19 protein-coding genes are annotated in these 21,300 nt (G+C 40.2%); 18 read left to right on the top strand and 1 reads right to left on the bottom strand.

What is annotated here, in order from left to right; genetic code table 11:
• The first annotated feature begins 16 nt into the window (after positions 1-16).
• The 14 genes from folD to CDZ88_RS10010 all read left to right on the top strand — a co-directional run bounded on the left by folD (position 17) and on the right by CDZ88_RS10010 (position 15,017).
• Positions 17-862, top strand: a complete 846-nt coding sequence (folD, locus tag CDZ88_RS10075; RefSeq protein WP_100373431.1) for a bifunctional methylenetetrahydrofolate dehydrogenase/methenyltetrahydrofolate cyclohydrolase FolD — start codon at positions 17-19, stop codon at positions 860-862.
• A gap of 12 nt (positions 863-874) precedes the next feature.
• Entirely contained in the window at positions 875-2,224 is a 1,350-nt protein-coding gene (gene xseA / locus CDZ88_RS10070) for an exodeoxyribonuclease VII large subunit (RefSeq protein ID WP_100373430.1), read from the top strand.
• A gap of 37 nt (positions 2,225-2,261) precedes the next feature.
• Positions 2,262-2,510: an exodeoxyribonuclease VII small subunit gene (locus CDZ88_RS10065; protein WP_100373429.1), complete on the top strand. Its 249-nt coding sequence runs from the start codon at positions 2,262-2,264 to the stop codon at positions 2,508-2,510.
• Positions 2,507-3,397 carry a polyprenyl synthetase family protein gene (locus CDZ88_RS10060; protein ID WP_232718620.1) on the top strand — a complete coding sequence of 297 codons (891 nt, stop codon included), beginning with the start codon at positions 2,507-2,509 and terminating at the stop codon, positions 3,395-3,397. The genes CDZ88_RS10065 and CDZ88_RS10060 overlap by 4 nt, the downstream gene beginning before the upstream one ends.
• Before the next feature lie 722 nt (positions 3,398-4,119).
• The gene (locus CDZ88_RS10055; protein ID WP_100373428.1) at positions 4,120-4,713 is read left to right on the top strand and encodes a hypothetical protein; all 594 of its coding nucleotides are present in this window, start codon (positions 4,120-4,122) and stop codon (positions 4,711-4,713) included.
• 25 nt (positions 4,714-4,738) lie between these two features.
• Positions 4,739-6,628, top strand: coding sequence for a 1-deoxy-D-xylulose-5-phosphate synthase (gene dxs / locus CDZ88_RS10050; protein WP_100373427.1), 1,890 nt, complete (start codon positions 4,739-4,741; stop codon positions 6,626-6,628).
• Positions 6,629-6,631: 3 nt separating this feature from the next.
• Positions 6,632-7,447 carry a TlyA family RNA methyltransferase gene (locus CDZ88_RS10045; RefSeq protein ID WP_100373426.1) on the top strand — a complete coding sequence of 272 codons (816 nt, stop codon included), beginning with the start codon at positions 6,632-6,634 and terminating at the stop codon, positions 7,445-7,447.
• A gap of 149 nt (positions 7,448-7,596) precedes the next feature.
• Positions 7,597-8,046: a transcriptional regulator AhrC/ArgR gene (gene ahrC / locus CDZ88_RS10040; RefSeq protein ID WP_100373425.1), complete on the top strand. Its 450-nt coding sequence runs from the start codon at positions 7,597-7,599 to the stop codon at positions 8,044-8,046.
• Between the two features lie 13 nt (positions 8,047-8,059).
• Entirely contained in the window at positions 8,060-9,784 is a 1,725-nt protein-coding gene (gene recN, locus CDZ88_RS10035) for a DNA repair protein RecN (protein ID WP_100373424.1), read from the top strand.
• A gap of 134 nt (positions 9,785-9,918) precedes the next feature.
• Positions 9,919-11,229, top strand: a complete 1,311-nt coding sequence (gene spoIVB / locus CDZ88_RS10030) for a SpoIVB peptidase (RefSeq protein ID WP_100373423.1) — start codon at positions 9,919-9,921, stop codon at positions 11,227-11,229.
• Positions 11,230-11,502: 273 nt separating this feature from the next.
• Positions 11,503-12,300 carry a sporulation transcription factor Spo0A gene (gene spo0A / locus CDZ88_RS10025; RefSeq protein WP_100373422.1) on the top strand — a complete coding sequence of 266 codons (798 nt, stop codon included), beginning with the start codon at positions 11,503-11,505 and terminating at the stop codon, positions 12,298-12,300.
• A gap of 134 nt (positions 12,301-12,434) precedes the next feature.
• Positions 12,435-13,556, top strand: coding sequence for a putative cytokinetic ring protein SteA (steA, locus tag CDZ88_RS10020; protein ID WP_100373421.1), 1,122 nt, complete (start codon positions 12,435-12,437; stop codon positions 13,554-13,556).
• Positions 13,549-14,214 carry a glycosyltransferase family 2 protein gene (locus CDZ88_RS10015; RefSeq protein WP_100373420.1) on the top strand — a complete coding sequence of 222 codons (666 nt, stop codon included), beginning with the start codon at positions 13,549-13,551 and terminating at the stop codon, positions 14,212-14,214. The genes steA and CDZ88_RS10015 overlap by 8 nt, the downstream gene beginning before the upstream one ends.
• Positions 14,211-15,017, top strand: a complete 807-nt coding sequence (locus tag CDZ88_RS10010; protein WP_100373419.1) for a hypothetical protein — start codon at positions 14,211-14,213, stop codon at positions 15,015-15,017. The genes CDZ88_RS10015 and CDZ88_RS10010 overlap by 4 nt, the downstream gene beginning before the upstream one ends.
• A gap of 30 nt (positions 15,018-15,047) precedes the next feature.
• Here CDZ88_RS10010 and CDZ88_RS10005 read toward each other — a convergent pair whose 3' ends face one another.
• Positions 15,048-15,284, bottom strand: a complete 237-nt coding sequence (locus CDZ88_RS10005; RefSeq protein WP_100373418.1) for a DUF2627 domain-containing protein — start codon at positions 15,282-15,284, stop codon at positions 15,048-15,050.
• A gap of 213 nt (positions 15,285-15,497) precedes the next feature.
• Between CDZ88_RS10005 and CDZ88_RS10000 the strand changes: the two genes are divergently transcribed.
• From CDZ88_RS10000 to CDZ88_RS09985, 4 genes are all read left to right on the top strand, one after another.
• Positions 15,498-17,549 (top strand): sigma-54 interaction domain-containing protein, encoded by a 2,052-nt coding sequence (locus CDZ88_RS10000; protein ID WP_100373417.1) that lies wholly within the window; start codon positions 15,498-15,500, stop codon positions 17,547-17,549.
• Between the two features lie 177 nt (positions 17,550-17,726).
• Positions 17,727-18,821 (top strand): branched-chain amino acid dehydrogenase, encoded by a 1,095-nt coding sequence (gene bcd, locus CDZ88_RS09995; RefSeq protein ID WP_100373416.1) that lies wholly within the window; start codon positions 17,727-17,729, stop codon positions 18,819-18,821.
• Between the two features lie 33 nt (positions 18,822-18,854).
• Complete coding sequence (lpdA, locus tag CDZ88_RS09990; RefSeq protein ID WP_100373415.1) at positions 18,855-20,276, top strand: dihydrolipoyl dehydrogenase; 1,422 nt, start codon at positions 18,855-18,857, stop codon at positions 20,274-20,276.
• A 25-nt stretch (positions 20,277-20,301) separates the two neighbouring features.
• Positions 20,302-21,294, top strand: coding sequence for a thiamine pyrophosphate-dependent dehydrogenase E1 component subunit alpha (locus tag CDZ88_RS09985; RefSeq protein WP_100373414.1), 993 nt, complete (start codon positions 20,302-20,304; stop codon positions 21,292-21,294).
• The last annotated feature ends 6 nt before the right edge of the window (positions 21,295-21,300 follow it).

The raw sequence follows: 21,300 nt of genomic DNA, 5'->3' as shown, positions 1-21,300 counted from the left end.
TGAGGGAGTGGGGAAGATGAGCGCATTGTTACTGAACGGAAAAGAACTAGCAGCTAAGAAACGAGAATCAATGAAAGTGGTGGTTCAAAACTTAGTGGAAAGTGGAACGACTCCTGGTCTTGCGGTTATTCTTGTAGGCGAGAACCAAGCTTCACAAACCTATGTTAGATCTAAACAGAAATCATGTGAACAAATCGGTATTCATTCAGAGTTGATCAAACTTCCAGAAGATACGACAGAGGAGTCATTACTGACTGAGATTGACCGATTAAATGATGATCCAGCCATTGATGGGATTCTTGTACAATTGCCACTACCTCAGCAAATTAGTGAACGTGCGGTTATTGAGCGTATTGCTCCACAAAAAGACGTTGACGGATTCCATCCAATTAATATTGGTAAAATGATGACAAAAGACAAAACATTTCTTCCTTGCACTCCGTATGGCATTGTTGAAATGCTCAAAGAAGCAGAGATTGACATCTCAGGCCAACATGTCGTTGTTATTGGTCGGAGCAATATTGTCGGAAAGCCCGTAGGACAGTTGCTTCTTAATGAGAATGCTACAGTTACTTATTGTCACTCTCATACAAAAAATCTGCGCGATATAACAAAACAAGCTGACATTCTTATTGTTGCGATTGGACAAGCGAAGTTTGTGAAAGCAGCTGACGTAAAAGAGGGTGCGGTTGTTATTGATGTTGGCATGAACCGTGAAGACGGAAAGTTGTGCGGAGATGTTGATTTTGAGGAAGTTAAAAACATCGCATCGCATATCACACCTGTACCTGGTGGAGTTGGTCCGATGACCATTACGATGTTGCTTGAAAATACGATTCAATCAGCCAAAGACAGATCTTAAGGGAGCTTTTCCATGAACGCAAAAGACATTGTCTCTGTATCGCAATTGACAAGGTACATTAAAGGGTTAATGGAACATGATCATATACTCACCGATGTGTGGATTCGTGGTGAAATTTCCAACTTTAAGTTACATAGCCGTGGGCATATGTACTTCACAGTCAAGGATGCCGGGTCCCGTATTCAATCGGTTATGTTTGCAGGATCTAATCGGCATTTACCGTTTAAGCCTGAAAATGGAATGAAGGTATTAATACGGGGTGAAATTAATGTTTATGAACCATATGGACAATATCAACTGTATGCCAAAGAGATGCAACCTGATGGAATTGGGAGCCTCTACTTAGCTTATGAAAAGCTCAAAAAAAACCTTGAGTCAGAAGGCTTGTTTTCAGAGGATAGAAAACGTCCGATTCCACGCTTCCCTAAGAAAATAGCCATTGTGACCTCACCTACAGGTGCCGCTGTTCAAGATATGCTTACAACTCTTAAGAGAAGGTATCCTCTCGTGCAAATTACTTTATTGCCGGTTCTTGTCCAAGGAGATGGGGCACCCGCCTCGATTGTATATGCTATCAAACAGGCTAATGCAGCCAATCAATTTGATACAATTATTGTTGGACGTGGCGGAGGTTCAATTGAAGAACTTTGGGCATTTAACGACGAAGAGGTTGCACGAACCGTTGCAGCGTCACATGTTCCAATCATCTCTGCTGTCGGACATGAAACTGACTTCACGATTAGTGACTTTGTAGCCGATCTTCGTGCGCCAACACCAACTGGAGCAGCAGAATTAGCTGTGCCAGATGTTGGAGAGCTATTACAGAAAAAGAACATGTTGCACCAAAGATTAACACGTGAAATGAACCAACGTATCACCACCCAGCATGAGCGACTTCTACGTTTCAAACGATCTTATGCCTTTCGTTATCCAGCTCAGTTGATTCGACAGAAAGAGCAAGAGCTTGATGTGCAAATTGATCGCTTGCAAAAAGCACAACATCGCATGATCGAAAACAAGTCACAAAAGTATCAACAGCTTATGAAAGATTTAACAAGGCAACATCCAAGAGAGCAGATGAAAGAAACGAAAGAGGCTCTTTTAACTAATCAAAAGCGTTTAGTTCATGCAATGCAGCAGCAATTCACATCAAAAGATCAACGCTTTAGCCGAATAGTTAGTGAATTAAACTTAGTAAGCCCTCTCCGAATTATGGAGCGAGGTTATAGTTTGGCATACGAAAAAGACAAGCAAGAATTAATAAAGTCGATTCAACAGGTAGAAGTCGGTCAAGAATTAGAAGTAAAGATGACCGATGGATCGATGAGCTGTGAGGTTAAAACAAAATCACCCAATCGTTAGTTTGTTGAGCCGTAATTAATGAAGTGGAGGGATTATCATGCCAAGGGCAACAGAAAAAAAAGAAGAACTTAGCTTTGAAGATGCAATGGGTCAATTAGAAGCAATTGTCGATAAACTCGAACAAGGTGATGTACCGCTTGAAAAAGCCATAACAATGTTCCAAGAAGGCATGCAGTTATCCAAAGGCTGTCATGAAAAGTTAACGAATGTTGAAAAACAAATGGATCAAATTCTCCATGCTGATGGAGAGCTTGAGGTGACGGACTTTCAGGGGGAAGACGGGTGAAGGAATCAGTGGGCCAGTTCTTAAATGAACATAAACAACTTATTGATGAAGCTCTTCCTACTTATATTGAAAACCTGAATGCTCCAAGCACGTTAAAAAAAGCCATGATCTACTCGCTTAAAGCAGGAGGGAAGCGTGTCCGACCTGCCTTGCTTTTAGCAACCTTACAAGGGTTCCAAAAATCGAAAGAAGAAGGAATCGATCTTGCTTGTGCCATCGAAATGATTCATACTTATTCTCTAATCCATGATGACTTACCAGCGATGGATGACGATGACACAAGACGTGGACAACCAACAAATCATAAAGTATTTGGAGAGGCCATGGCCATATTAGCTGGAGATGCCCTTCTTACATATAGTTTCGAATTAATTTCAAAAATGCCTCAATTAGCTAATGATCCTTCTAAGGTAGTGACGTTGATTCGTGAACTTTCGAGTGCATGTGGTCCAGAAGGTATGGTTGGTGGACAAGTCGCTGATATAGAAGGCGAAAATCGAAATTTAACGGTCGAGGAGCTTGCCGAAATTCATCACCATAAAACAGGCGACCTATTAACGTATTCAATTTTAGCTGGTGCGATATTGGCTGATGCAAGTGAGGAAGACACCGAAAATTTACGCCGATTTGCAATCGAGCTAGGCTTACTCTTCCAAATTAAAGACGATATTCTGGATGTAGAAGGTGACGCGCAAAAGATTGGCAAACCTGTCGGAAGTGACGATGGCAATAATAAAAGCACATATCCACAATTACTTGGGCTAAATGGAGCGAAAGAAATGCTTCACGTACATACAATAAGAGCAAAAGAATTCCTTAATAAAGTAAACATGAATCAACAGGTTTTAGAAGATTTAACGGATTATGTTGTCAGTCGCGACCATTAAATGGAAGGACGCGGACGTCATTACCATTGAGTTGAATCATAACAATATGGTATACTTGTTACATTAGAGAGTGGTGCAGTATTCTAGTCAGTCCTCCTTTCTTGAAGGCGGGGCTAAAAATCCGCCAAAGGGCACATCGATGAAGCTCCTTGTTTTGGCTTGAGGCGCCCAGCCTTGGGTCTTGATTGGGAGAAAAGGTAATAGGGCGATCCGCAAAGGCATGTGGGCGATGACCCTATTACTGTGGAGGCCTCTTGTTCAAGCCATGCTAGGGCATGGTTCTAAGAACAAGAGGTATGAACCTGCAAAGGCAAGCTAGGGAGCTTGTCTGCAGCGTAGCCTGCCTTGAGTGGAGACAGAGGGGATTATGGATATGTGTTCGCTAATTTGTCGGCCAACAAATAAGCGTTCTTACCATATGAAATCTGCTCTGCAAAAGAGGATAAAAGAATGGCACGGGACTGCTGAGGAAATCTCCTAGACTGTTCAATTGACATTTAAAGAGGATTACAGTGTAGACTAAGTGGTAATCCAGTCTGACGTATGGCGACATCGTCAAACTTAGCATAATGGGAAACCACCATGGCGGCGACGCGTGGCGTTAAGTTGGGAAATCCTACTGGACCTAAGCTACAGAGTTTACTCTTTAAATGACCACTCCAACTTTGTTTTTTAGATGAATTTAGTACATAATTGAGTATAAAGGTGATACAGATACGAATATGAAACCTCTTATTAATTCGATACATTGGAGTTTAGGGATTGCCGTTATCACATTAGTGTTAGCGGCTATTTTTTCAGTTATTTCCACCTTTGTTTTAAGTGGAGTGACGTGGGCAGTTGGCATGATCATTGTGTTTATTATTGTCTTTTTTGGGGTGTTTTTTGATACAATCGGAGTAGCTGCAACTGCAGCGAATGAGAGACCTTTTCACGCGATGGCATCTGAGCGCCTTGTTGGGGCAAAACACGCAGTATTGATCACGCGAAATGCAGACAAGTTTGCAAATTTCTGTAATGATGTTATTGGCGATATTTCTGGTATTATTAGTGGGACCGCCTCAGCTTATGTTGTTCTTCAGTTGTCTATTCAATTAGGGTATGGAGAAGCCTCTGCCCAGCAATTTTGGATCGCTGTTTTATTTACAAGTGTCGTTGCAGCATTAACAGTTGGTGGAAAAGCGATTGGGAAAACTCTTGCGATTCATTATGCAACACCCATTATTTATCAAGTAGGGAAGTTGCTGTATATTTTTGAAGTGAAATTAAAAATAAAAGTCTTTCAAAATACTACAAAGTCAAAAAAGAAAAACTAAATGATAGGAAAGTGAGGGTCTCTGCATGAGGTTAGAAGAGTTTAAAAACCCGAGCGTACTCAAAAATTATTCAAAGAAAGAAATGGAAGAGTTAGGTGAGGACATTCGTCGTTTCTTAATTGACAAGCTGTCGGTTACCGGTGGACACCTTGGACCAAACTTAGGAGTGGTGGAATTAACACTCGCTCTTCATCAATTATTTGATAGCCCGAAAGATAAATTTATTTGGGATGTTGGACATCAGGCGTATGTTCATAAAATTTTGACAGGACGAGCGGATCAATTCGATCAGCTAAGACAATATAAGGGATTATGTGGATTCCCAAAACGAAACGAAAGTGAGCATGATGTCTGGGAAACAGGTCATAGTTCGACTTCACTTTCAGCAGCGATGGGTATGGCTACAGCTCGTGATTTAAAGGGAACCGATGAAAATGTCGTAGCGATTATCGGAGACGGTGCGCTAACAGGTGGTATGGCTCTAGAAGCATTAAACCATATCGGTCATGAGCAAACGGACCTCATTGTAATTTTAAATGATAATGAGATGTCGATTGCACCGAATGTTGGAGCTCTTCACAGCGTTCTAGGCCGACTACGTACAGCAGGTAAGTACAAAAAAGCAAAAGAAGAATTGGAACAGCTAATTAAGAAAATTCCTGCTTTTGGTGGAAAGCTGGCATCTACTGCAGAACGTGTGAAAGATAGCTTAAAGTATTTACTCGTATCAGGTATTTTCTTTGAAGAGATGGGCTTTACCTATTTAGGTCCAGTCGATGGTCATGATTATGATGACTTAATTGAACACTTGAATTATGCAAAAAAAACAAAGGGTCCAGTGCTTATCCATGTCTTAACGAAAAAAGGAAAAGGATATGAACCTGCTGAGAACGATGAAAAAGGAACTTGGCATGGTCTTGGACCGTATAAGATTGAATCAGGTGAAGTAGTAAAAAAACCTGGTCCACCTAGTTATAGTGGGGTCTTTGCTGAAACGTTAATGAAAGTCGCGCGAGAAGACAAACGTATAGTTGCAATCACTGCGGCGATGCCTGGTGGAACAAAGCTTGATGTCTTTGAAAAAGAATTTCCTAATAGAATGATTGATGTTGGAATTGCTGAGCAACATGCGACGACAATGGCTGGAGGACTTGCCACTCAAGGAATGAAGCCTGTCTTTGCTGTCTACTCAACCTTCTTACAGCGCGCTTACGATCAGATTGTTCATGATGTGTGTCGCCAGAACTTGAACGTGATCTTTGCAATAGACCGTGCAGGATTAGTTGGAGCAGATGGAGAAACACATCAGGGGGTATTTGACATTGCGTTCCTTCGTCATTTACCTAATATGACGATTCTAATGCCTAAAGATGAAAATGAACTACAACACATGATTTATACAGCGACACAGTACGATGATGGTCCAATTGCTGTCCGTTATCCACGTGGAAATGGGTATGGTATTAAGATGGATGAGACGTTAAAAAGGCTGCCTATTGGAAAGTGGGAAACGCTTCGAAATGGGACGGATGCCTGTATTTTATCGTTCGGAACGATGCTACCAGTCGTAGAAGAAGCGGCTGATCAACTAGCTGCTCAAGGGATTATGGTCAAATTAGTGAATGCCAACTCAGCAAAACCACTTGATGAAAATCTTTTACATGAGTTAGCAAAAGCAAATATGCCGGTTTTAACGGTAGAAGAAGCATGTCTCCAAGGTGGATTTGGTAGTGCGATATTAGAATTTTATCATGATCAAAACAAACATGGTATGCAAGTAAGTCGTATGGGAATTCCAGATGAATTTATTGAACATGGTAGTGTCTCCGAGCTCCTTGAAGAAGTGGGTTTAACGAGTGCAGGAGTGGTTGAACAAGTAGCGAATATGCTACCAAGAAAACGACAAAGGGCGTAGGAAATGGCTAAAAAAGAACGTGTAGACGTCCTCCTTGTCGAGCGCGGTTTGATTGATACAAGAGAGAAAGCAAAGCGCTCTATTATGGCGGGACTCGTATTTACAGGAACAGAACGAATTGATAAACCTGGGTTGAAAATTGATATGGAGGTACCGCTTGAAATTAAAGGTGTCCTCATACCCTACGTCAGTCGAGGCGGCTTGAAGCTCGCTAAAGCCATTGAAGTGTTTCAACTAGACTTACAAGATAAAATGGTTATAGATATTGGTGCTTCAACAGGTGGCTTCACAGATTGTTCTTTGCAAAATGGAGCTAAAAAAGTATATGCGTTAGATGTGGGATACAATCAATTAGCATGGAAGATCCGTCAAGATGATCGTGTTGTCGTCATGGAACGTACCAACTTTAGATATATCAAACCAGAAGACTTAATTGAAGGACTTCCTCAATTTGCAACTATTGACGTATCGTTCATTTCATTACGTATTATTTTACCAGTACTTAAAACTGTATTGCTGCGTGGTGGCGAAGTGCTTGCTCTTGTAAAACCTCAATTTGAAGCTGGACGCGATCAAGTTGGTAAAAAAGGTATTATTAGAGATGCTTCGGTTCATAAAGAGGTATTAACAAAAATGGCTTCTTTTGTACAAGCTGAAGGCTATGACATTCGTGGAATAGACTTTTCTCCTATTCGCGGAGGCGAAGGGAATATCGAGTTCTTGATGCATTTGAGTTATGAGGCTGATGATCCGCTTGTTCTGACAGATGTTGAACAAACAATTGAAGACGTTGTTTCGTTGGCTCATAAACAAGAATAGAAATAAATAAGTGTGAAGAAGAAGGAATGGTTTCCTTCTTTTTCTTATGAGTGAACCATTATACGGCTTCTATATAAGACATCGATGGTTGTATAATCATTCAATTTTGTGGATAATGGAAAGAAATGATTAGAAATAAGGTGGTACATGTGAACAAAGGTCAACGACATATAAAAATCCGTGAAATTATTGCAAATAACGAAGTAGAAACACAAGATGACTTGGTCGAACAATTACGTGCAAAAGGCTTCTCAATTACACAAGCGACCGTATCTAGAGACATTAAAGAATTACATTTAGTAAAAGTACCAATGCTTGACGGTCGATACAAATACAGCTTACCAGCCGATAAACGTTTTAATCCATTACAAAAATTAAAACGTGCTCTCATGGACAGTTTTGTTAGTATTGATCGATCAGATAATATCATTGTGATTAAAACACTTCCTGGAAACGCCAATTCCATCGGTGCACTCATTGATAATTTAGATTGGACGGAAATTATGGGAACGATTTGTGGCGATGATACCATTTTAATCATTTGCAAGCATAAAGAAGAAGGACCGGATGTAACGGAACGTTTTCTAAAGATGTTGTAAAGGTGGGTATAGCATGCTAATTGAACTTTCGATTAAACATTTTGCGATTATTGAAGAAATAACGATTCCTTTTGAGAAAGGCTTGACGGTTCTCACGGGTGAAACTGGGGCTGGAAAATCAATTATTATTGATGCGATTGGTCTTTTACTTGGGGGACGTGGATCGGCTGAATTTGTTCGTTATGGAGAAAAACGAGCTGAGATTGAAGGGTTATTCGCGATTGAACATAAACATCCGATTGTCGCTAAGGCGTTAGAGCTTGGCATAGATGTTCAAGATGGTATGTTCGTGTTACGACGTGACATAACTGCGCAAGGGAAAAGTATTTGTCGAGTTAATGGAAAGTTAGTCACCCTCGGCATCTTGCGAGAGATTGGACAAGCTTTAGTCGATATACATGGTCAACATGAACATCAAGCGCTTATGCAGGCTGAGCATCATATTGGAATGCTTGATAGCTTTGCAAAAGAAGAATTAGCTATAACGAAAAAAGAATATAGATACTTGTATGAGCGAGCGATCCAATTAGAAAAACAAGTGAAACAGTTAACATACAATGAACAAGAAATGGCTCAACGGATCGACTTATTGACGTATCAACTGAAGGAGATTAATGAAGCGAATCTTGAGCCTGATGAAGACCAATTATTGAATGAAGAACGTTACAAATTGGCTAATAGTGAAAAGCTTTTTCAAGCATTACAGGACTCGTATGCCAACCTTTACGGTGATGGAAAAGGATTGGATTATCTAATGAACGCAATGATGCATCTTGAAGAGGCTGCTACTGTTGATAAAGATCTACAAGCACTACATGAATCGATTAGTAATTGTTATTATGTTCTTGAAGAGTCGACATTTCGCATTCGTGATCAAGTAGAAGGTGTTGAATTTGATCCTAATCGTCTTAATTTCATTGAAAGTCGATTAAATGACATCCAACAATTAAAACGAAAATACGGCGAAGACGTTGAAACGATTCTTGAGTATGCATCAAAAATTGAAGAAGAACTTGATACAATCCTTCATAAAGATGATCGTGTACACGAACTTCAAAAAGAGTTAGAGACAACGTGGGCGGATCTTTATATCGAAGCGAAAGCAATAACACAAATCCGTAAAGAAGCTTCGGAACATTTAACTAAGGCTATTCACGAACAGTTAAAAGAACTGTATATGGAAAAGACAGTTATGGACATTCGTATCATCAGTAAGCCAGTTACTAAAAACAGTCCTGTCATTGACGGAAAATCTGTTTCATTCGGCCCTGAAGGAATGGACCAAGTTGAGTTTTTCATTTCTACAAATCCTGGAGAACCGATGAAGCCACTTTCAAAAACGGCTTCGGGTGGGGAAATTTCACGGATCATGTTAGCGTTAAAGTCGATTTTTCAAAGCCATCAGCAAATTACGTCTGTCATTTTTGATGAAGTTGATACAGGAGTTAGTGGTCGCGTCGCTCAAGCGATTGCCGAACGAATTCATAGCATCGCACATGATTCTCAAGTCCTTTGTATCACCCATCTTCCACAAGTTGCAGCTATGGCTGATATTCATTTATATATTTCTAAGCATGAGCAACAAGATCGTGTGCGTACATCGGTGACACCACTCTCGCTTGAACATAAAATTGATGAACTTGCACGAATGATTTCAGGCGTTGAAGTAACAGAACTTACGAAACAACACGCCAATGAATTATTACAACTCGCTGAGCAACTAAAACAACCCGTCTAACTTCAGACATGAAAAGCTAGCCAATTAAGGGTAGCTTTTTTCTTGTTGCAGAGTTATAAATGTTGACCCAGAAGGCAACATTAGTATTACAGCCATCATGGAGGTGTGGGCTAGGAGCTAGGAGAGTGAAGTGAGTGAGAGGCGATGCAGTTAGAAAAATTATTGGATTAGGATGTCTTCTTTTTCTTCTTAGCTTGGCTTTTCAAACGGGAATAAAGGAGTGGATCGCAATTCCAACATCCATTACCGTATTTGAAGGAGAAGAAACAACTCTTTATGAAGCGAATAAGAGCAATCGTGTACTACCGGTGATGAAACATGAAGAAAATGTTGCCTTTGCATTAAATAATGATGGTTCAAACAGTTTAGCTTCAGTGACAGGGCATGAAGTAGGCGAAGCGGAACTAAGTATGGAAGTTTCTGGTTTTCCAGTGAAGCATATTCATGTTAATGTGCTCCCAAAGATCGAAGTTATACCTGGTGGACAGTCTATTGGAGTAAAATTAAATACTGAGGGTGTACTTGTAGTTGGACATCATTTAATTCATACGGACAACGGAGATGCCTCACCTGGGGAAGAAGCCCAAATTTTGGTCGGTGATATGATCACAAGTATTGATGGGCATAAAATTGAGCGTATGAGTCAAGTGGCAGAGTATGTGCAAGCGGCTGGAGAAGAAGAACGACCATTAAAGATCACATTAAAGCGCGATCAACAAGATATAACAAAAGAATTAATCCCACGCAAATCAAGTGGAGAACATTCTTACCGTATGGGGCTCTACATTCGTGATTCGGCAGCTGGGGTGGGAACATTAACATTTTATGATCCTGTTTCAAAAAAATATGGTGCGTTAGGACATGTTATTTCAGATGTAGATACCCAAAAGCCGATTATTGTCCATGACGGTCAAATAATTCGTTCATCCGTTACCTCTATTGAAAAAGGAAGTAATGGAGACCCTGGTGAGAAGTTAGCAAATTTTTCTCAACAACGTGATATTTTAGGATCGATTGAAAAGAATAGTCCCTTCGGAATTTTTGGGACATTAGCTAAAGATTCGATAAAAAATCATATTCATGATGATAAAATGCCTGTGACGCTCTCAAGTCATGTAGAAGAAGGACCTGCAAAAATTTTAACGGTTGTCAACGGGGAAGATGTGGAAGAGTTTGATATTGAAATTGTTAGCTCTGTTCCGCAAAAGCAACCGGCAACAAAAGGCATGGTTATAAAAGTAGTGGATCCTAAACTACTTGAAGCGACAGGTGGAATTGTTCAAGGGATGAGTGGGAGTCCAATTATACAAAACGGTAAATTAATTGGTGCCGTTACTCATGTTTTTGTAAATGATCCAACTTCTGGATATGGTTGTCATATAGGATGGATGCTTGAAGAAGCAGGCGTGAAAGATGAAAATATTCAAAAAGCCAAAGCGAGTTAGCCACTCGATTTGGTTTTCTTTTTTTTTGCAGATAGAAAAAATGTGATTTTTGACAAAAGCTGTGTTAAGCTAAAATAGAAATAAAGAATTTTCGACAAATGCCTAAGATTACAAATGTCAAATAGCGAATAGAGTCGAAAACTAAAGCAATCGATAGTTAATTTAAGAAAAACTGAAATTAACAATTATAATTCGAAGAAAAAAAAGGATAATCACACTCCTTGTCGAAAATATAACTTATGACAAATTAACAGGAATCAAGGAGGTTGTATTGTGCAGAAAATAAAAGTTTGTATTGCGGATGATAATCGGGAGTTAGTAAATCTATTAAATGAATATATTTCTTCTCAAGATGACATGGAAGTTCTTGGGGTGGCATTCAATGGTCAAGAATGTTTGACGCTTGTTGAGTCGGAACAGCCTGACGTACTTATTTTAGATATCATTATGCCGCATTTAGATGGTCTAGCTGTGCTTGAACGTATACATCAATTAAATTTGAAGAAAAAACCAAATATTATTATGTTAACAGCATTTGGTCAAGAAGATGTGACAAAAAGAGCTGTTGATCTTGGTGCGGCATATTATGTATTAAAGCCGTTTGACATGGAAGAATTAATTTCCAACATTCGAGACATTGGTGGAACAAAACGATCATTCGTACAAAAATCACCAAATTCATTAAACTTTGCACAATCTAATCATCACGACAGAGGCTTTAATTTAGATGCAAGCATTACCAATATTATTCACGAGATTGGTGTGCCAGCTCATATTAAAGGTTATATGTACTTACGTGAAGCAATTACAATGGTTTATAATGATATTGAATTATTAGGTTCAATTACCAAGGTGCTATATCCAGATATCGCCAAGAAATTTAATACAACGGCAAGTCGCGTTGAACGTGCGATTCGTCATGCAATTGAAGTAGCATGGAGCCGCGGAAACATTGAATCGATTTCTAGTTTGTTTGGTTACACGGTCAGTCATACGAGAGCAAAGCCAACGAACTCCGAATTCATTGCGATGGTTGCAGATAAGTTGCGAATTGAACACAAAGTATCCTGAAAGAATGAGAATGACGATAACAAATAAACCGTTTCAAGCCATTAGGCTTGAAACGGTTTATTTGTTTTTATGCTTTAGTAATTTTGTAAATTCTGTTCATACTAAGACTAAGCGAAAGAGAGAGGGTGTTGTTGATGAGTCGAGTGATATTGGGACCTGTGTTTGAGGACATTCGAACGAAAAAATTACTTCAATATATACCGGATAATGCGATCGCATTTATTTGGCATGAAGACCTTGATACCGTATCGGTGAATGGACTCATTGAACGAAGAGTACGTGCGGTAATCAATGGATCTACTTCAATGACTGGAAGATATGACCATACCAATGTCTTAACATTGCTGAAGGCTGGTATTGCGGTTTTTGATATTGTGAAAATGGAAGAGACTGCGATTATTCTTGAAGGAGAAGAAGCGTTAATAGTTGATGATGTCCTCTATGTAAAAAAAAATAATGGATTTGAAAAATTTGCCTCTGTCGCTTCTTACAACAAAGAAGTAATAAAGCAACTGCAAAATTTAGCACGTGCTTCCTATGCTGCACGTTTTGGTGATTTTTTAGATAATACTTTAACATATGCCACGCGTGAAAAAGAACAGTTTACAACTCTACAGCCTGTACCACGGGTGTTTGAGCAACTCAAGAATCAAGAAGTGCTAATAGTCGCTAGAGGCGGTCATTTTGAAAAAGATCTTCTTTATATGAGAGAGTCATTTGATCGAAAAATGATGATTGTCGCTATTGACGGGGCAGCAGATGAGCTATTGAAGCAACGACTAAAACCAGATTATATCGTTGGTGATATGGACTCAGTTAGTGAACAAGCATTAAAAAGCGGGGCAATCCTCATATGCCATCAATATCAAGATGGTACGTCGCCTGCAAGGGAGCGTCTAGCGGCACTTGGCTTACCATTTGATATGGTCTCTCTATGTGGAACGAGTGAAGATGTCGCTATTCAAGCTGCCTTTTGGTCGGGTGCGCGCCATCTGTACTTAGTGGGGTGTCGTTTTGGAATGAGAGATTTTCTTGAAAAAGGACGAAGTGGAATGGCATCTAGTGTCCTGACGCGCATTCAAGCAGGAGATTTAATTACCGACTTGAAAGGAATACATCTACTGAAAAGAAGTCGTTTTCAATCGGCATATGACTGGTGGAGAGATAAAGAAAATCATGTCAATCAGACAATGACTCATTTTTTAGCAGAAGGGAAAGACTGGCTTCGGAAAAAAGGGGCTCTACGTCATGAATGATGTGTCTGTTGTTGTCCCGGCATTTAATGAAGAAGCTAGACTGGAAGCCACTTTGCGTGCTTTACGGAAAATTCCTGACCTTTTAGAAATTATTGTCGTCAATGATGGGAGCAGGGATGATACGAGTGCGATCGCACATCTTTACGCAGACCGTGTAATTGATTTACCGCAAAACCAAGGCAAAGGACGTGCGTTACAAGAAGGATGGAGAATGGCTACAGGAGAAATTATCGTTTGTGTAGATGCAGACCTTGAGAAGACTGCTGTAGAAGTGAAGCATCTTCTTGACGCTATACGAGAGAAAGGAATGGATGTAACTATTTCTCTTTTTAAACCAGGGAGCAAAGCAGGATTAGGATTTGTGAGGCGCAGAGCGCAATCTATTGTTTATAGGCAGACGGGAGTGTTCATTAGCGCCCCTTTGTCAGGTCAACGAGCATTTCGTCGAAAATGGCTAGATGTTTTGCTTAAGGAGCAGTATGAAGGGTTCGGAGTAGAAACGAAAATGACGATCGATCTCCTGAAAAGTGGCGCTAAAATTATGGAAGTAGAGACGACAATGGCTCATCGCGAAATGGGAAAATCATTTCGAGGTTTCTTGCATCGATTCAAGCAATGGAGAGAGATTGAACGACATGTGAAAGTGGTGCGAAAATGATTGCCCTATTGATTCTTATTCCGCTAGCTGCATACGTAAGTATGGTTGCATTTAAGTCATTGAAGTGGACAGTGGTCAATTACGAGAATAAACGAATTCCATTCAGTTTAGGTATTTTTATCTTATTTGGATATGCGACGTTTTGTGGTGTTGTCGAAAGTGAAGTCTACTCTTTCGCCTTTTCTAATGAGGCCCTTCTATTTGTTGGTGGTATTTGGGTGTTAGGATTTATTGATGATCGCTATGGATCTAAGGAAACAAAAGGGTTAAGAGGGCATTTGTTTAGCGTGTTGAAGAAGAAAAGTCCAACTACAGGCTTTATCAAGCTAATTGGTACTATTGGTTTAGCACTTCTATTTGTTTTTTCTCTTGATATTCAAAGTTTAGCCGAAGGTATACGTTATTTTTCGCTTCTTGTCTGGATGCCGCATGTTATGAACTTGTTTGATACCAGGCCACTCCGCGTATGGAAGGTAACAGTCGCCATTTTCATTCCATTGTTGTTAAGCTTTCCTGCACCGGCCTTCTTTTTACTCATTTATGGGTTGGCCATAGTATATTTGTGGTATGTTCTTGAAGGGCATAGACAGGCTATGCTTGGTGATAATGGGGCAACCGCAGTTGGTGCAGTGGTGGCGATCATGATGATCCAGTTTACTCCTCCTCAGATTCAATGGGTGGCTTTGTTTATTGCAGGTGGCATAATCTTCGTTGCAGAGAAAGTATCATTTTCAGCGATTATTAATGAATTCCGAATTTTACGCTGGATTGATAGGATCGGGGTGCCGTTCCAACAAAAATAACGAGAAAGCTCAACATTAAGAGCCTTCTCGTTATTTGTTTTTAAATCTTGGAGCAATTTTTCCATTTTTCTTATCTCGATGAAAGATAAATCCACCGATAAAGCCGAGTCCAGCTATAAAGAAGATAAAACCTACTAGAAATTGTACAGATAAGTTAGGGTAAGGTGAATTAATTAATGCAAAAATCGTATCCCGCATTAGTTTTATGCCGTACCCAGCGATAATTCCAGGTATGACAAGAATCATTAAAGCGATAAATCGTCCCATCATCAAACCTCTTTCATTTAGACACTCTTATGACTATTATAGTAACGGAAAAAACAGCTCTTGTATACGAAGGACCTTGCATGTTCACGAAATATGCGTAATAGTGGAGAATAGAGAAAGCGTTTTATAATGCGAAATGGATGATTGATTTGTATCCTTCGAGTTTTTGTGAGGATCATGCACATCTGCTTTGAAAAAGGGAGGAGTTGTTGTATGAAGAACGTACTTCTAATCGGGGCCGGAAGAGGAGGCACAGCTCTTTTACATATGCTTCTTGAGATGGAATATATCCGAGTATTAGCTGTTGCTGATGTGAATATTCAAGCTGAGGGGATAGACGTAGCAAAAAAATACAACATCAGAACGTGCACAAATTGGTTTGACTGCTACACAGAAGAAGTTGATATTGTTTTTGAAGCTACGGGTAAAAAGGACGTATTAGAATCGCTTCAGGCGCAAGTGAAATCAGGAACAACGATTGTTCCTTCGAGAATTGCTAGGTTGTTTTTTTCATTAATTGAAGAGAAAGATAACTTAATTAACACATTGAATCAACAATCATCGATTCAAGAGACCATCTTAAATTCAACACATGATGGGATGATTGCGGTGAATGATAAATCAGAGGTGCTTTTTTTTAACCAAGCTGCTTCAAAAATGTCCGGAATCGAGTCCAAAGATGCTATAGGTCGACATATTCAAGACGTTCTGATATCTAGTGGTTTGCCACGTGTGATTCAAACTAAAAATGAAGAGCATAATAAAAAGCAACGTTTTGAAAACGGATTGACGATTTTAACGACACGAGTGCCTTTATTTGAAGGAGAGCGTTGCATTGGGGCTTTAGCTATTTTTAAAGATGTGACAGAGATTGTTGAGATGGCTGAACAAGTGACCAATTTAAAAAGTATTCAAACTATGTTAGAAGCGATTATCCATTCTTCCGATGATGCGATTTCGGTGGTGGACGAGCGTGGGAACGGGATTATGATTAATCCCGCCTACTCCCGTCTTACAGGACTTAAAAGAGAGGAAGTTATTAATAAACCAGCGACAGCAGATATTTCTGAGGGCGAAAGTATGCATTTAAAAGTGTTGAAAACGAGAAAAGCTGTCCGCGGTGTCCCACTTAAAGTCGGCCCAGGAAAACGAGATGTTGTTGTGAATGTCGCTCCTGTAATTGTCGATGGAGAAATTAAGGGGAGTGTGGGAGTAATTCACGATGTTTCAGAAATCAAATCCCTAAACCGTGAATTAAAACGTGCCAAACAACTACTTGAATCCTTGCAAGCAAAGTATTCTTTTGATGAGATTGTCGGTTCTTCTTCTGAGATGCAAGTGGCGATCGAGCAAGCAAAAATGGCGGCCTCGACTCCAGTGACGATTTTACTTAGAGGGGAATCTGGAACAGGAAAAGAACTATTCGCCCATGCTATACATAATGAAAGCAAGAGATGCCACGCTCCTTTTATTCGCGTGAATTGTGCTGCTTTGACTGAGTCTTTGCTAGAAAGTGAATTGTTTGGTTATGAGGACGGGGCTTTTTCGGGAGCGCGGCGTGGAGGGAAAAAAGGTTTGTTTGAAGAAGCTGAACAAGGCAGCATTTTTCTTGATGAGATTGGAGAGCTCTCTAGTAACATGCAGGCAAAGCTCCTCCGTGTTTTGCAGGAAAAAGAAATCGTTCGTGTTGGTGGGACCAAAGCGATCTCCATTGACGTTCGCGTCATTGCTGCGACTAATGTTCACTTAGAGCGAGCAATCGTTGAGAAAGAGTTTCGTGAAGATCTTTATTATCGACTAAATAAAATGCCGATTTATATCCCGCCATTACGTGAGCGCACGGGTGATTTACTTGAACTTTCAAGCCATTTGATTGCAAAACTTAATCAAGATTATGGTCGCTACCTTCATCGTCTCACGGTCGAAGCATTAAATTATTTAAAGTCGTATCATTGGCCAGGCAATGTTCGAGAACTAGAAAATGTATTAGCGCGCGCAATGATTTATATGGAAGCTGGCGTGACGGAGATCTCTAAGGAGCACCTTCCATTGTTGTATGATAAAGGGACCATGCCTGTTCAACCTGGTATAAGGCCAACACAGACTGAAGGAAAATCACTGCAAGAATTGATGGAAACTTATGAACGTAATGTATTAAAAGAAACGATAGAACAATGTGGAGGCAACAAAACTGCAGCAGCCAAGAGGTTGAATATATCGATTCGATCATTATATTATAAGCTTGAAAAAGCTAACCTTGATTAATATTGCATGCAAAACCTTGCATAGTATGATAAAATTTGCATGGTTGAGGTCGTTATTTATAAGAAGAAGCGTACTAAAACCAATTGAATTGAATTGTATTAGGTTGGCACAGTTTTTGCAATACTAATAAGTAGTAATAACAGATGGAACTTTTTCTGTATATGAGGAGGATGTAAGATGGAACTGTTTAAAGATATGGAATTTTATGACTACGAACAAGTCGTGGTGTGTCAGGATAAATTATCTGGTTTAAAAGCAATTATTGCCATCCATGATACAACACTCGGACCTGCATTAGGTGGAACGAGAATGTGGATGTATGAAACAGAAGCAGACGCATTTGAAGATGCGCTTCGCCTTGCAAGAGGTATGACATATAAAAACGCTGCAGCAGGTTTAAATTTAGGTGGGGGGAAAACAGTTATCATTGGTGACCCTCGTAAAGATAAAAATGAAGAAATGTTCCGTGCATTCGGACGTTATATTCAAGGCTTAAATGGACGTTACATCACAGCTGAAGATGTAGGAACAACCGTTGGAGATATGGATATTATTCATGAAGAAACTGATTACGTAACGGGCATCTCGCCAGCTTTCGGTTCATCAGGCAACCCGTCGCCAGTTACAGCATACGGAGTGTATGTAGGAATGAAAGCTGCAGCGAAGGAAGCTTTCGGTACAGATGATCTAGAAGGAAGAACAGTAGCTGTTCAAGGTGTAGGAAACGTTTCGTATAACCTATGCAGACATCTACACGAAGAAGGCGCAAATTTAATTGTGACAGACATTCATAAAGAATCCGTGGATCGTGCAGTAACCGATTTCGGTGCAAAAGCTGTCGATGTTAACGATATCTATAGTGTAGACTGTGATATCTTTGCACCATGTGCTTTAGGGGCTATCATTAATGATCAAACGATTCCGCAATTAAAAGCAAAAGTCATTGCTGGAGCAGCAAATAATCAATTAAAAGAAGAACGACATGGTAATCTAATCCATGAAATGGGCATTGCCTATGCACCTGATTATGTCATCAATGCTGGAGGAGTAATTAATGTAGCAGATGAGTTAAATGGGTATAACCGTGAACGTGCGATGAAAAAGGTAGAAGGTATTTATGAGAATGTAGCTAAAGTATTTGAGATTGCAAATCGTGATAAGCTACCAACATATAGAGCAGCAGACCGTATGGCAGAAGAAAGAATCGAACGCATGCGTCGTTCGCGTCGTCAATTTTTGCAAAATGAACACAACATTATTTCTCGTAGATAAGATAGCTTTCAAAAGAAAGAAGGAGTGATTAGGATGGCTGAAGAATATGATCTTGTCATACTAGGTGCAGGGACTGGTGGCTACGTAGCCGCCATCCGTGCTGCTCAACATGGCTTAAAAGTCGCAGTGGTAGAGAAGGAAAAGCTAGGCGGAACATGTTTACATAAAGGATGTATCCCAAGTAAAGCCCTATTAAGAAGTGCGGAGGTCTACTCGACTGCTAAGCGCTCAGATGAATTTGGTGTACTGACAGGGGATGTCTCACTTGATTTTGCAAAAGTTCAAAAGCGAAAAGATTCAATCGTTGAACAACTTCATCGTGGTGTTCAGCACTTAATGAAAAAAGGGAAGATCGATGTATTTGAAGGCATGGGCCGAATTCTCGGACCATCCATTTTCTCACCGACACCGGGGACGATTTCGGTAGAGATGAAAAATGGGGATGAAAACATGATGTTGATCCCTCAAAATGTCATCGTGGCGACGGGGTCTGCTCCGCGCACGTTACCAGGTCTTGAAGTAGACGGAAATCTTGTTCTTACATCAGATGAAGCGCTTCAATTGGAAACATTGCCTTCTTCAATGTTGATCGTTGGTGGTGGAGTAATCGGTATTGAATGGGCTTCAATGCTTAATGATTTTGGAGTAGAAGTCACGGTTATTGAATACGGTTCTCGCATTCTTCCTACAGAAGATCAAGATATTTCAAAAGAAGCAGCGAAGATATTGAAGAAAAAAGGAATCAACATTGTTACAGATGCAAAGGTCCTTGCCGAATCTATTGAAAAAGGTGAGAGCGTTTCCATTAAAGCTGAAATTGCAGGAAATGAAGAAGTGTTCACAGCAGACAAATTGCTTGTTTCCGTAGGACGTGCGGCAAATGTCAAAGATATTGGTCTTGAAAATACGGACATTGTTGTTGAAAACGGTGTAATCAATGTGAATGAATTCTACCAGACAAAAGAATCTCATATTTATGCGATCGGAGACGTCATTGGGGGCTTACAATTAGCTCATGTAGCTTCTCATGAAGGGATTATTGCTGTTGACCACATCGCGCGCAAACAACCTGATCCGATTAACTATGACACTGTCGCCAAATGCATTTATAGTCATCCAGAGATGGCAAGCGTTGGTGTAACCGAAGAAGAAGCAAAAAAGCGTGGTCATCAAGTGAAGATTGGCACATTCCCATTTAAAGCAATCGGGAAAGCCCTTGTTTTCGGAGAAACTGACGGTTTTGTTAAAATTATTGTGGATGCCGATAATGATGATGTATTAGGTGTTCACATGATCGGTCCTCATGTAACAGATATGATTTCTGAAGCGGCACTAGCAAAAGTACTTGACGCTGCTCATTTTGAAATTGCACATACAATCCACCCGCATCCAACGCTCTCTGAAGTGATTGGAGAAGCAGCACTTGCTGTCGATGGAATTGCGATTCATTCATAAAACTAGCTTTTAAGGAGGAATTATTATGGCTGAAAATCGTCATCAATCATTAGGAATCTCAGATGAAACAGTTCTTGAGATGTATGAAACGATGTTACTCGCTCGAAAAACGGATGAGCGTATGTGGTTACTAAACCGTGCGGGAAAGATTCCATTTGTGATCTCTTGTCAAGGTCAAGAGGCTGCACAAGTAGGGGCAGCTTTTGCACTTGACCGCAACAAAGATTATATCTTACCTTATTATCGCGACATGGGTGTTGTGTTAACGTTTGGTATGACGGCTCGTGATTTAATGCTTTCAGCTTTTGCCAAAGCAGAAGATCCCAACTCAGGGGGGCGCCAAATGCCAGGTCACTTTGGACAAAAGAAGAATCGAATTGTTACAGGCTCATCGCCCGTTACGACTCAGGTTCCTCATGCAGTAGGAATCGCTCTTGCTGGAAAAATGCAAGGAGAAGACTTTGTGACCTTTACAACATTTGGTGAAGGGTCATCTAACCAAGGTGATTTCCATGAGGGAGCAAACTTTGCAGGCGTGCATAAGCTACCTGTCATTTTAATGTGTGAAAACAATAAATATGCAATTTCTGTTCCAATCGAGAAACAGCTAGCATGTAAAAATGTATCAGATCGTGCGATTGGTTATGGCATGCCAGGTGTAACCGTTGATGGAAATGATCCATTAGCTGTTTATGCAGCGGTCAAGGAGGCGGCAGAACGTGGTCGTCGTGGCGAGGGTCCTTCATTAATTGAAACGGTGTCTTATCGTCTGACACCTCATTCTAGTGATGATGATGATCGTGCCTACCGTGCTCGCGAAGAAGTAGAGGAAGCGAAGAAGCTTGATTCGATTCATACGTTCGCAGTCTACCTTCGTGAAGTCGGTTTGCTAACAGATGAGTCATACGATGCAATGGAAAAGCGTATTGCAAAAATTGTTAATGAAGCAACGGAATATGCAGAAGAAGCACCATATGCTGATCCTGAAAGTACGATGAATCACGTTTACGCAGAATAGAAAGGG

It is taken from the genome of Bacillus sp. FJAT-45037 (assembly GCF_002797325.1).
Classification (GTDB): Bacteria; Bacillota; Bacilli; order Bacillales; family Bacillaceae_D; genus Alkalihalophilus.
Note: the sequence above shows the minus strand (reverse complement) of the source record. Positions and strands in the feature narration are given on the sequence as shown.

Bases quoted from the DNA above. Each gene is read 5' to 3' on its own strand.
- folD (WP_100373431.1), top strand. From the start codon at position 17: ATGAGCGCATTGTTACTGAACGGAAAAGAACTAGCAGCTAAGAAACGA.
- xseA (WP_100373430.1), top strand. From the start codon at position 875: ATGAACGCAAAAGACATTGTCTCTGTATCGCAATTGACAAGGTACATT.
- CDZ88_RS10065 (WP_100373429.1), top strand. From the start codon at position 2,262: ATGCCAAGGGCAACAGAAAAAAAAGAAGAACTTAGCTTTGAAGATGCA.
- CDZ88_RS10055 (WP_100373428.1), top strand. From the start codon at position 4,120: ATGAAACCTCTTATTAATTCGATACATTGGAGTTTAGGGATTGCCGTT.
- dxs (WP_100373427.1), top strand. From the start codon at position 4,739: ATGAGGTTAGAAGAGTTTAAAAACCCGAGCGTACTCAAAAATTATTCA.
- CDZ88_RS10045 (WP_100373426.1), top strand. From the start codon at position 6,632: ATGGCTAAAAAAGAACGTGTAGACGTCCTCCTTGTCGAGCGCGGTTTG.
- recN (WP_100373424.1), top strand. From the start codon at position 8,060: ATGCTAATTGAACTTTCGATTAAACATTTTGCGATTATTGAAGAAATA.
- steA (WP_100373421.1), top strand. From the start codon at position 12,435: ATGAGTCGAGTGATATTGGGACCTGTGTTTGAGGACATTCGAACGAAA.
- CDZ88_RS10015 (WP_100373420.1), top strand. From the start codon at position 13,549: ATGAATGATGTGTCTGTTGTTGTCCCGGCATTTAATGAAGAAGCTAGA.
- CDZ88_RS10010 (WP_100373419.1), top strand. From the start codon at position 14,211: ATGATTGCCCTATTGATTCTTATTCCGCTAGCTGCATACGTAAGTATG.
- CDZ88_RS10005 (WP_100373418.1), bottom strand. From the start codon at position 15,284: ATGGGACGATTTATCGCTTTAATGATTCTTGTCATACCTGGAATTATC.
- CDZ88_RS10000 (WP_100373417.1), top strand. From the start codon at position 15,498: ATGAAGAACGTACTTCTAATCGGGGCCGGAAGAGGAGGCACAGCTCTT.
- bcd (WP_100373416.1), top strand. From the start codon at position 17,727: ATGGAACTGTTTAAAGATATGGAATTTTATGACTACGAACAAGTCGTG.
- lpdA (WP_100373415.1), top strand. From the start codon at position 18,855: ATGGCTGAAGAATATGATCTTGTCATACTAGGTGCAGGGACTGGTGGC.
- CDZ88_RS09985 (WP_100373414.1), top strand. From the start codon at position 20,302: ATGGCTGAAAATCGTCATCAATCATTAGGAATCTCAGATGAAACAGTT.